This is a genomic window from Longimicrobium sp. (assembly GCF_036554565.1).
Classification (GTDB): Bacteria; Gemmatimonadota; Gemmatimonadetes; order Longimicrobiales; family Longimicrobiaceae; genus Longimicrobium.
Genome location: NZ_DATBNB010000256.1, coordinates 1 through 10,130, shown reverse-complemented (window position 1 = coordinate 10,130; position 10,130 = coordinate 1). Strand labels below are relative to the sequence as shown.

Below are 10,130 nucleotides of genomic sequence, written 5' to 3'. Positions count from 1 at the left end.
TGGCCGACGGCGCGGCGGACCGCGCCCGCCGCGTGCTGGACGAGCTGGCCCGCGCGCACCCGGACCGCCCCGAGGTCTACACCCTGCTGGCCGAGGCGCAGCGCCGGCTGGGCCGCTGGGGCGAGGCCATGATCTCGCTGGGCCGCGCCGCCGCGCACACGGGCGACCTTCACCGGGCGCGCGAGGCGTGGGACACCTACCTGCGCCTGGACGACGCGGGTGACGCGGCCCGCCGCCAGCGCGCCGCCCGCGCCCGCGACGCGGCCGACGCGCTGCTCTCCGTGATGGGCGAGGAGGGCCAGTGACCGCCTCCGCCACGCAGGTGCGCCAGTGGAGCGAGGAGGTGGCGGCCGACCGCGGCTCCCTCTCCTTCCTGCCGCTGGCCCGTGCGTACCGCGAGCAGGGGCGCCGCGAGGCCGCGCAGAAGCTGTGCATCCGCGGGCTGGAGCGGCACCCGGACAACGTCGACGCGCACTACCTGCTGGGGCTGCTGTACCGCGAGGGCGGCGACACCGTCAAGGCGTTCGACGAGTGGGACATCGCCCTGGCGCTCTCGCCCGAGCACGCGGGCTCGCGCCGGGAGATTGGCCTGCTCTGCCACGCGCAGGGCGACTGGGGCGCGGCCGTGCGGCACCTGGAAAAGGCGCTGGAGCTGGACTCCTTCGACCAGGAGGTGCGGTCCGCGCTCGAGGACGCGTGGGCCCGCCGCGACGGCGTCGTGCCGTCCGCATCCGCGCCGGTCGACGCGACACCGCCCGCGCCTGCGCCGGCTCCGGCCGCCGCTCCCCCCGTGGACGCCGTTCCCGCGGCGCCGGCCCCCACACCGGCCCCCTTCGCAGACGCCGCGGACCCGTTCACCGTGGTGATGGACGAGTTCCACGCCATCGCCGGCGAGCGGGGGATCGCGGGAGCGGTGCTGCTGGACGACCAGGGATTCGTGCTGGCGGGGGAGATCCGCGTGGGCGGCACGGACCGCGCGCCGGACGTCGCGGCGGTGCTGTCCGGCGCGTCGCCCGAAGCCGAGCGGGCGCTGCGGCACCTGGGGCTGGGCGGATGGAAGGGCATCCTGGTGGAAACGCCGGAAGCCATCGTCCGCATCGCCCCCGCGGGGGATGGGCTGGTCGCCGTCGCGGGAAGCCGGCAGGTGCCCACGGGCTGGGTGCTGCGCGTCGCGGCGAGGGCGCGCGAGTCGGCGCTGAAGTTCCTGGGAGGAGCGGCGTGAGCGCGTTCGGCGAGATGCTGGGGCGCATCAACCGCATCCCCGGTGTCCGCGGCTCGATGGTCGTAGCGGCGGCGGACGGCTTGATCGTGGAAGAGGAGCTGATGGTGGGCGTGCCCGGCCCGGCCGCGGCGGCCCTCGTCGCGTCGCTCTTCCGCCGGGCGCGGCGGTCCGTGCAGGCGGCGGAGTTCGGAAGCGCCTCGTACATGCAGGTGGAGGGCGAGGATGGGCTGCTCTTCGCCGCCGCGCCGCCGCAGCTGGGCGACCTGCTGCTGGTGGTGATCGCCGACAGCCGGGTGAACGTGGGCCTCGTTCGGCTGGAGGCGCAGAAGGTGGTCGAGGCGCTGGCATGAGGCGCGGCGACCTTGCCGAGTTCGTGGGCGCGCTGGAGGCGCCGGTGGAGCGCTTTGCCCGCGAAGCCGGCCTGCGGCTGGTGCTGCTGATCAACGAGAGCGGCCAGGTGCTGGCGCAGCGGGGGTTCGCGCGGGCGCTGGACGTGATGGGCGTGGCCTCGCTGGGGGCCGGCATCCACGCGTCGTCGCGCGCCTTGGCGCAGATGCTGGGGGAGGCGGGCTTTGCCCACCTTCACCAGGGGGGCGCGCAGTCGCAGGTGTTCATCGGCCCGTTCCGCACCCCGGCGGAAAACCTGATCGTCATCGCCGTCTTTGGCGAAGACTCGTCCATCGGGCTGGTGCAGGTGTTTTTCGCCGAGTTCACGGGGCAGGTGTCGCAGCTGCCCGGGTGGAACGTGGTGAGGCCCACGGCCGACGCGCGCGCCTTCGAGCGCGACCTGAATGCCGGCGTGGAGAACGTGTTCGGCGGCCAGGTCCGCCCGAGCGATCCCTGAGGAACCATGTCGCTGGTCAACTACAGCACCCGCGAGATCACGTCCAAGATCGTGTACTACGGTCCCGGGCGAAGCGGCAAGACCACCAACCTCCAGTACATCCACGGCCAGGTGCCCGAGGACCGGCGCGGCCGCATGGTGTCGCTCGCCACGGAGACGGACCGTACGCTCTTCTTCGACTTCCTGCCGCTGGACCTGGGCACCATCTCCGGGTTCCAGACGCGGTTCCAGCTGTACACGGTGCCCGGGCAAGTGTACTACGACGCCACCCGCAAGCTGGTGCTGCAGGGCGCTGACGGCGTGGTGTTCGTCGCGGATAGCCAGCGGGCGCAGCGCGACGAGAACGTGGAAAGCTTCCGCAACCTGCAGGTGAACCTGCTGGAACAGGGGGTGGATCCGCGGACGATTCCCATCGTGCTGCAGTACAACAAGCGCGACCTGCCGGACGTGATGTCGCTGGAGGAGATGGACGACCTGCTGAACTACCGCGACCTACCGCGCTTCGAGGCCGAGGCGCTGAGCGGAGACGGCGTGTTCCACACGCTCAAGGGGATCAGCGAGCTGGTGCTGCGGCGCCTTTCGCAGCGGTTCGGGCGGACGGTCACCGCGGCAGGGGCGGGCTGACGACGGCAACTGCGGCGGTAACTACGGTCATCACGGTGGGAACGGCTGCGATTCTCGGAAATGCGAACGGCACCTGTCCAGGCGGATGGGTGCCGTTCTGGTCCTGGGTGATGTCCCGGCCTCGGCTGTGCTGGGGCGAATGAATTCGCGGCAACGACGGCCCGAAGTCCGCCTTCGCGGACTGCACGCGCAGTCGAGTGCACGAGGCCAGCCGAAGCGCGATTCAGGTCTCCCCCTCCCCTGCGCAGCGGGGGACGGGGGCCGGAGGGAGGGGGCTCCCGCGGCATGCATCTGCAGCCCGTCGAACCCCGATGGAAGTTCTCCCCTCTCCCGGCGCAGTTTGCCGGGGGAGGGGCCGGGGGAGGGGCCACCCGCGGCATGCGCTGGCCCCCAACGAAGCGCCCTATCATCCGGCAGCCACGACGACGCCGGAACCCTCCCCCCGGCCCGTGGCTTGCGACGGTCAGCGTCCCTGATCGTATGACGGAAATCCTGACAGGAGGCGCAGATGCAGGATCGTGAAGCCCAGAGCGACGTGAACCCCGGCCGCGTGGAACGCGGCCTGGACGCGGCGCCCACGCAGGGTGCGGAGAACAGCGAGAACGAGGGGCTGCGCGGCGGACCCGTAAGGGAGCGCGAGCGGGAAGACGGCGGCCAAATCACCCCGCGCGAGGCCTTCGACGGGCCGGGGCAGACGGGGCGCGAGAACATTCTGAACGGCAGCCGCTCCGGCGGAATGGAGAACCGCCCCGGCGACCGCGGCGATCCCATGCCGGCAACCTCGGGCAGCGCGCGCCCTGCTCCGCGCGAAGACCCGGCGTCCGGCGGCGGCCTCAGCTAAAGGACAACAACTGGTTTCACGCGGAGGCGCGGAGAGAAGACGGAGAGCACCCCTCCGCAGTTCTCCGCGTCCTCCGCGCCTCCGCGTGACACCCGTCGTTCAGGGTCAGGTAATCACGTTCCAGACCGCCCGCGCCGCCAGGTACGCCAGGATGCCGATTCCGCCCAGGATCACGACCAGGGCCACGATCACCGCGCTGACCACGGCCTTGCTCGAGCGGCGCGTGCTGCCCGGCAGGTCCATCTCCCGGCGCAGCAGCGTCACGTTGCGCGCGTTCGCCTTGAACGCCGCGTCGAACAGGTCGCCCAGCACGGGCACCGCCCCCGCCACCGCCTCGATCCCCACGTTCAGCAGCATGCGGATCAGCGTGGGGACGGATGCGCCCAGCCGCGCCGCCTGCACCACCACGTAGGCCGAAACCACGGCGCCCGCCGCGTCGCCGAATCCGGGGATCAGCCCGATCACGGCGTCCAGCCCGAAGCGCGCCTGCGTACCGGGCACCCGGATGGAGTTGTCGAGCAGGTGGCTCAGCGCGTCCAGGCGGCGCAGGGCGGTCTGGCGGGCGGGGTTCGGTGCATCCATGGCGGCGCGGCGATCAGGGGTGAGATGGCGGTCAGCAGAAGAGCGGATGCATTTCTCCGTCCCACACCAGCTGGAAGGGGCTGTTGCCGGCGGCAACGTCGGCGCGGCGGAAGTAGTTCTGCACGTAGCGCACGCCGTCGATCACCTCGTCCCGTGCGATGTGCGAGTGCCCGAAGACGTGCACCGCCGCGCCGGCGCGCCGCACCTGGTCGTCGATCCCCAGTGACCCGGCCACCAGCGGCAGGCCCTTGAAGCTCAGCGAGTAGACGCGCGGCAGCAGCTCCGGCCGGGGCACGAAGTGCGAAAAGGTGATCGCCGGGACGTCGTACTCGTGCACGTGCGGCTCGTTCATCGCCAGGAACAGCTGGTCCACCCGCTCCACGTCCGGCGGCCAGCGGCAGAAGTAGAGGTCGGACCATGCCTCCAGTTCGGCCTGCACGCCCTCGCCGCGCACGTCGAACGAGGCATCGTACCAGGAGAAGAGCGGCACCACCCACGCGCCACCCACCCGCGCCGGCCGCGTGCGCACCCCCACCTGTTCGCACACCCGCAGCACCGCGTGGAACTTGTCCACCGACGTGCGCTCCTCCGCCCGCACCCACAATTCGTGGTTGCCCGGAACGAAGAACACCTCGGCGAAGCGCGACACCAGCAGCCCCAGCGTGTCGCGCAGCACCGCCTCGGAATCCGCCACGTCGCCGGCGACGATCAGTGCGTCGCCCCGGTGGCCGTGCCCCACCGCGCGCTCGAGCGCCTCGCGGTTCTCGCGGAAGTCGGTGTGAAGGTCGGAGATCGCGTAGATGCGCATCAGCAGAATTCAGGGGAACGGACGGCCCTGGCCGCCCCCTCCTCAAAAAGAACGCCCGCCGTCGCGAACGAGGGCGGGCAGACTCACTTCTTGGGGGCGGCTTCGTCCGGCGGAGCCTTTTCGCGGCGCCTGCGGCTGGCCGTGGGGTACGGCACCTCCCGCGCGTACTCGGCCTGCAGGCGCCGCAGAAGCCAGCGCTCCAGGTCTGCCGCCAGCGCGGGCGGGCGCGACATCCCCCGGAAGACCTCGAAGACGGCGGTGATCTCGGCGCTGGCCTTTTCCAGCCCGCGCGGCAGGAGCAGCTTCAGCTGCCCGGCGCTGGGCGCCGCCTCGCCCTCGGCCACCGAAAGCCGCTTCCGCTCCAGGTACAGCTGGCCCATGGCCCGGCGGCTGCGCTCATGCGGGCGGTCGGTTTCGCCGATGATGAACTTGCGCAGGGCCTCGTGCCCCAGGCCTACGCGCTTGGCCGCGGGACGCAGGGACGACTCGAGTACGAGCTCGCGCATGAAGCTGCGCAGCTCTTCGAGTCGCACCGAGCGCCACTCTTCGTCATAGCTGACGGGGGCACCGGTCTTGCGACCATTTTGTCCACTAAGCGTTTTCGGACACTGGGGATTGTAGAAGCGCGCTCCCCCCAGCGCAAGGCGAGACCCTGCCCCGTGACGCCATCCCGATCAACTCCGTACCACCCGTGGCGGATAACGCCGAGGCCGCCGGTTCCGATTGCGTCGGAAGGAGCGGAGAACGCGCGGGCGGAGCGGAGCCCGCGCGAGCCCCGCCCACCGCGCGGCGTGCTCAGTCGTCGTCTTCTTCGTCGTCGGACTCGAAGCCCGATGCTTCTTCCTCGATGCGCTCGGTCAGCCCGGCGCCCCAGGCGCTTTCCAGCAGGCGCCGCACGCGAGGGAAGCGGCGCATGACCTCGGCCATCTCGGGCGTCACGAAGATTTCCAGGACCTCGCTCCGCTTGTAGTCCACGGATTCCTCGTCGTCGAGGAACGCCTTCAGCTCGTCGAGAAGGTCCTTGAAGTCGCTGACCAGCTCCGTGGGAAAGTGGCCTTCGTCCAGCGCCACGGCCGACTCCACCCAGTCGTGCACCTCGGCCACCAGCGAATCGAACCGCTCTTCCACCTTCGAATTGCTCATCCCGGTTACGTCTCTCTTCACGGTTGGGTTGGCGCTCTCGCGCGGCGTCCGCGCCTGGGCCGCCAGGTTTGGTGCCGGGCCGTGTTCGGCGCGGACGAACACAGCGTAAAGTCCTGTCCCGGCCGGGTCAAGTGCCGTGAAGCAGGCGGCACACGGTTGCCGCCAACGGGGCCCCCTCTCCCGGCCTCTCCCCCGCAAACCGCGCGGGCCCCTCCCCCGGCCCCTCCCCGTACGGTACTGCTGGGCGGAGAGAGGGGAACTTCGGTCGGGGTGCGACTCGGTGCCGGTGAATGCCTTGGGAGCCCCCTCCCCCCGGCCCCCGTCCCCCGCTGCGCAGGGGAGGGGGAGACCTGAATCGCGCTTCGGCAGGCCGCGCGCACTGGACCAGGCGTGTAGTCCGCGAACGCGGACTTTGTGATGTGCCAGCTGCGGTTTCAACCGCCGGGCGCGGGGCCGAGGCCTCGGCTGTGTGACCGCTGCCGCGCCCAGGCTGGTACGCGTCCGCGGCTGGATCCTTCGGCGCGCGAGGGTTGGAGAACGGGATGGTGCGGTGGGTTTGCGCCTCTGGATGACAAGCCCTCGCGGATGGGCAGGTGTCGTGCACTCGACTGTGCGTGCAGTCCGCGAAGGCGGACTTCGGGCCGTCGTTGCCGCGAATTCATTCGCCCCAGCACAGCCGAGGCCGGGGCACCGTACCTGCCGAAGCCCGATCGAATTCTCCCCTCTCCGCATGCGCAGCATGCGGGGAGGGGCCGGGGGAGGGGCCTCCCGCGGCATGCGCCGGCAACCAGTCGGAGCGCACCCCAGCCCCGCTGGCCAAGGTGTTTCCTCAACGATGGGGCGTTCAGGCGCGCTGTGTGGCGGATCCCTCAGTCGCTGCTGTTTTCGGCGTACGGGCAGGTTCTCTGGGGCCGCTCCATCGGGATGACAGGTGCGCTTCGGCGGGTGGGATGCGAACGACGGATCACACCTTTCGCTTCTCCAGGTCCCGCAGCATCACGCGCGCGGCGTTTCGGCCCGAGGCGCCCATGATGCCGCCGCCCGGGTGCGTGCTGGCGCCGGTCAGGTACATCCCGCGCACGGGACCACGGTACTGCGCCATTCCCCCGAACGGCCGCAGCGCGAACATCTGCGTGACGCTCATCTCCAGGTGCATCACGTTTCCCCGCACCAGCCCCAACTCCCGCTCCAGCCAGAGCGGATGTTGAAACAGGCTGCCCACCACCTTGCCGCGCGTTCCCGGCGCGTACTTCTCGAACGCGTCCAATATGCCTTCCGCTACGCGCTCGCCGATGTCGTCCCAGTGGGCGCCGCCCGCCAGCTCGTACGGGTAGTACTGCGCCCACAGCCACAGCACCTCGCCCCCGGGCGGCGCCAGCGAGTCGTCGACCGCGCTGAACGTCATCGCCACGATGGGCGGGTCGCGCGTGGGCTCACGGCGCAGGTAGTCGCCATAGGCGGAGAGGATCTGCTGCCGGTCGCGGCACAGCAGCTGGAGCCCCACCCGTGCCTCGCGCCCCGGGTGCGCCGCGTATTCCACCGGCGAGTCCAGCGCCAGCCGCAGAACCGCACCGAAGCCGTTGCCCACCTGCATCCCGCGCGCGCCGGGCGGCCGGTGCTCCGGCGGCAGCAGCCGGCCGAACGTTTCCACCGCGTGCGTTCCCGACACCACGGCGCGCGCGGTGTACGGCTTGCCGCGCACCCGGATCCCCACCGCGCGTCCGCCGGCGACCAGGATTTCGTCCGCGCCCGCGCCCGTGTGAACGTGGCCGCCGTGCGCCTCGATGTGCCGCGCCAGCGCCTGTGTGAGCACGCCCGAGCCACCGCGCGGCCGGGCGATGCCGCCTTCGTGGTAGAGCGGCTGCCACAGGAGAAAGGGCGCCGTCAGCGGCTCCGTCGGCGGCGGGCCGGACTGCGCGGCCATCCACACCAGCGGCGCCTTCACCTTTTCCTCGGTGAAGTACTCGTCCACCACCTCGCCGTACGGGCGCAGGATGGTGCGCAGTGCGCGCTGCCAGTCGCGCCCGAAGGCACGGTTGAACAGGAAACGCTTCCCGAGCTGGAAGGGGCTGGGGACCTCCAGGAAGGCGTCCTTCACCAGGCGGGCGAAGGGGCGCCAATCGTCCATCAGGCGGCGGTACGCGTCGCCCTCGCCCGGGTACTTCTTCTCCAGCTCCTGGGCCGTGCGGTCGGCGTCGCGGTGGATGAACAGCGAGTCGCCGTCCTCGAAGGGCGCAAAGAAGAGCGGGTCCAGCTCCAGGTACTCCAGCCCGAAGCGCTCCAGCCCCAGCTCCTCGACAACGGGCGTCAGGCGGATGAGGATGTGCGCGCTGCCGCCCAGGTCAAAGCGGTAGCCGGGGACGATCTCCTCCGTGGCCACCGCCCCACCGACGATCGCACGCTTCTCGAACACGCCCACGCGGTAGCCGGCTTGCGCCAGGTACGCGGCGGTGATCAGCCCGTTGTGCCCGGCGCCGACCACGATGACGTCGTAGTCGTGCCCGCCCCTCACGCGGCCCTCGCGGGCGGATGGAGAAAGAGGATCATTCCCTGCACCACCAGCAGGTTGGTCACCAGGAAGAACACCGCTTCTTCCAGCGGCAGCACGCCCAGCGAGGGCCCCAGCGTGTGCGCCGGGCTGATCCGCCAGATTTCGAGGTGGATGGCCAGGGCGTCCGCCATCCACAGGTACAGGGTGGGCAACCCGACGGCGAGCGCGAACACGCGGCGGCGCGCCCAGATCTCGCGCCCGGCGTACGCCCACTGCAGCGCCAGCACCGGCCCCGCCCAGGCCAGGATCAGCCCCAGGTAGGTGCCCTTCTCGAAGGTCAGCAGCAGCCCGCCCGCCACCGCCGCCGCGGCGTAGACAAGCGCGCCCGTCCACCGGCTGGCATTGGTCGCGACCGACGGAACGGTGGGGAGCAGCGAGCAGAGCCAGAGCCCCGTCAGCAGGGGCTGCAGGAGAAAGAACAGGTACTCTTCCACCGGCACGTAGCCGATGGTGCCCATCACGCGGTCGCTTCCGTAGGCCCACACGCCGCGCCAGATCAGGTAGTTGTCCCACGGCGTGGTGTAGACGAGCGCGATCAGCGCCATCAATCCCAGGAACAGCCCCGCCTGCGGATGGATGCCGCGCAGGCGCCGCCGCTGCGTCCACGCGAGGACGAGCAGGGGCGGCACGATGAAGACGAGCAGAAAGGCGAGATAGCTCACGCGGCGGGCCGGGGAGCGGGGACCACGCGGTCCAGCACGCGCGCCGAGCAGAGCACGCCGGGAACGCCGCCGCCCGGGTGCGTTCCCGCGCCGACGAAGTACAGGCCGCCCACGTCCTCGGACCGGTTGTGGTAGCGGAAGTACGCCGACTGGGTGAGGATTGGCTCTAGCCCGAACGCCGCGCCGTCCTCGGACCGCAGGGTGTGCTCGAAGTCGTGCGGCGTCAGGAGAAACGGCTTTACCGGGCTCTCGCCCAGGCCGGGGAGAAGGCGCTCTTCCAGCGACGCGCGGATGCGCTCCCAGTACGGCTGCGCTTCGCGGCTCCAGTCGATCCCCGCGCGGGTGTTGGGAACGGGAGAGAGCACGTAGAAGCCCTCGTTCCCCTCCGGCGCCAGCGATGGGTCCGTCCTCGTCGGCGCGTGAAGATAGAGGGAGAAGTCGTCGGCCAGCACGCGGCGGGTGAAGATGTCATCCAGCAGCGGCTTGTAGCGGTTTCCGAGGACGATCGTGTGGTGCGCCAGCTCCGGGAACTGCTTGCGGCTGCCGAAGTAGGCCACGAACAGGCTCATCGACTGGCGCGTGCGGCGCACCGCGCGATCCGTGTTCCGCCGCCGGTGCCGCGGGTCGATCATCCGCGTGTAGACGTACGACGGGTCCGCGTTGCTCACCACCACCTCCGCCGGGATGCGCTCACCGCCCGCGAGCCGCACGGCGGACGCACGGCCGGTGCGCACCTCGATCTCCTCCACCGGCGCGTTCAGCCGCACCTCCACCCCCATCTCCTCCAGCAGGCGGACGAGGCCGCGGACGATCTCGCCCGTGCCGCCCATGGCGAAGTGCACGCCCCACTTTC

General features: G+C 71.1%; 13 protein-coding genes. 6 read left to right on the top strand and 7 right to left on the bottom strand.

All coding sequences use genetic code 11. The annotated features are described in order from the left end of the window. The 6 genes from VIB55_RS06955 to VIB55_RS06930 all read left to right on the top strand — a co-directional run. A partial coding sequence (locus VIB55_RS06955) for a tetratricopeptide repeat protein (protein ID WP_331875946.1) occupies positions 1-305 on the top strand: 305 nt, incomplete at its 5' end. After that, entirely contained in the window at positions 302-1,222 is a 921-nt protein-coding gene (locus VIB55_RS06950; RefSeq protein ID WP_331875945.1) for a roadblock/LC7 domain-containing protein, read from the top strand. The genes VIB55_RS06955 and VIB55_RS06950, both read left to right, overlap by 4 nt. Then, a complete protein-coding gene (locus VIB55_RS06945) occupies positions 1,219-1,572 on the top strand; it encodes a roadblock/LC7 domain-containing protein (RefSeq protein WP_331875944.1) in 354 nt (117 codons plus the stop codon). Before VIB55_RS06950 ends, VIB55_RS06945 begins: the two co-directional genes overlap by 4 nt. Continuing rightward, complete coding sequence (locus tag VIB55_RS06940) at positions 1,569-2,066, top strand: roadblock/LC7 domain-containing protein (RefSeq protein ID WP_331070931.1); 498 nt, start codon at positions 1,569-1,571, stop codon at positions 2,064-2,066. The genes VIB55_RS06945 and VIB55_RS06940 overlap by 4 nt, the downstream gene beginning before the upstream one ends. 6 nt (positions 2,067-2,072) lie before the next feature. After that, the gene (locus tag VIB55_RS06935; RefSeq protein ID WP_331875943.1) at positions 2,073-2,690 is read left to right on the top strand and encodes a GTPase domain-containing protein; all 618 of its coding nucleotides are present in this window, start codon (positions 2,073-2,075) and stop codon (positions 2,688-2,690) included. Between the two features lie 508 nt (positions 2,691-3,198). Next, the gene (locus VIB55_RS06930) at positions 3,199-3,531 is read left to right on the top strand and encodes a hypothetical protein (RefSeq protein ID WP_331875942.1); all 333 of its coding nucleotides are present in this window, start codon (positions 3,199-3,201) and stop codon (positions 3,529-3,531) included. Between the two features lie 105 nt (positions 3,532-3,636). Here VIB55_RS06930 and VIB55_RS06925 read toward each other — a convergent pair whose 3' ends face one another. From VIB55_RS06925 to crtI, 7 genes are all read right to left on the bottom strand, one after another. Further along, positions 3,637-4,113, bottom strand: a complete 477-nt coding sequence (locus VIB55_RS06925) for a DUF4112 domain-containing protein (protein WP_331875941.1) — start codon at positions 4,111-4,113, stop codon at positions 3,637-3,639. A gap of 31 nt (positions 4,114-4,144) precedes the next feature. Then, entirely contained in the window at positions 4,145-4,921 is a 777-nt protein-coding gene (locus tag VIB55_RS06920; protein WP_331875940.1) for a metallophosphoesterase family protein, read from the bottom strand. Positions 4,922-5,004: 83 nt separating this feature from the next. Continuing rightward, on the bottom strand, positions 5,005-5,454 hold the full coding sequence (locus VIB55_RS06915) for a hypothetical protein (RefSeq protein ID WP_331875939.1): 450 nt from the start codon (positions 5,452-5,454) through the stop codon (positions 5,005-5,007). A gap of 262 nt (positions 5,455-5,716) precedes the next feature. Further along, a complete protein-coding gene (locus VIB55_RS06910; RefSeq protein ID WP_331875938.1) occupies positions 5,717-6,064 on the bottom strand; it encodes a hypothetical protein in 348 nt (115 codons plus the stop codon). A 964-nt stretch (positions 6,065-7,028) separates the two neighbouring features. Beyond that, positions 7,029-8,576: an NAD(P)/FAD-dependent oxidoreductase gene (locus tag VIB55_RS06905; protein ID WP_331875937.1), complete on the bottom strand. Its 1,548-nt coding sequence runs from the start codon at positions 8,574-8,576 to the stop codon at positions 7,029-7,031. Beyond that, complete coding sequence (locus VIB55_RS06900; protein ID WP_331875936.1) at positions 8,573-9,277, bottom strand: lycopene cyclase domain-containing protein; 705 nt, start codon at positions 9,275-9,277, stop codon at positions 8,573-8,575. Before VIB55_RS06900 ends, VIB55_RS06905 begins: the two co-directional genes overlap by 4 nt. Beyond that, a partial coding sequence (gene crtI / locus VIB55_RS06895) for a phytoene desaturase family protein (protein WP_331875935.1) occupies positions 9,274-10,130 on the bottom strand: 857 nt, incomplete at its 5' end. The genes crtI and VIB55_RS06900, both read right to left, overlap by 4 nt.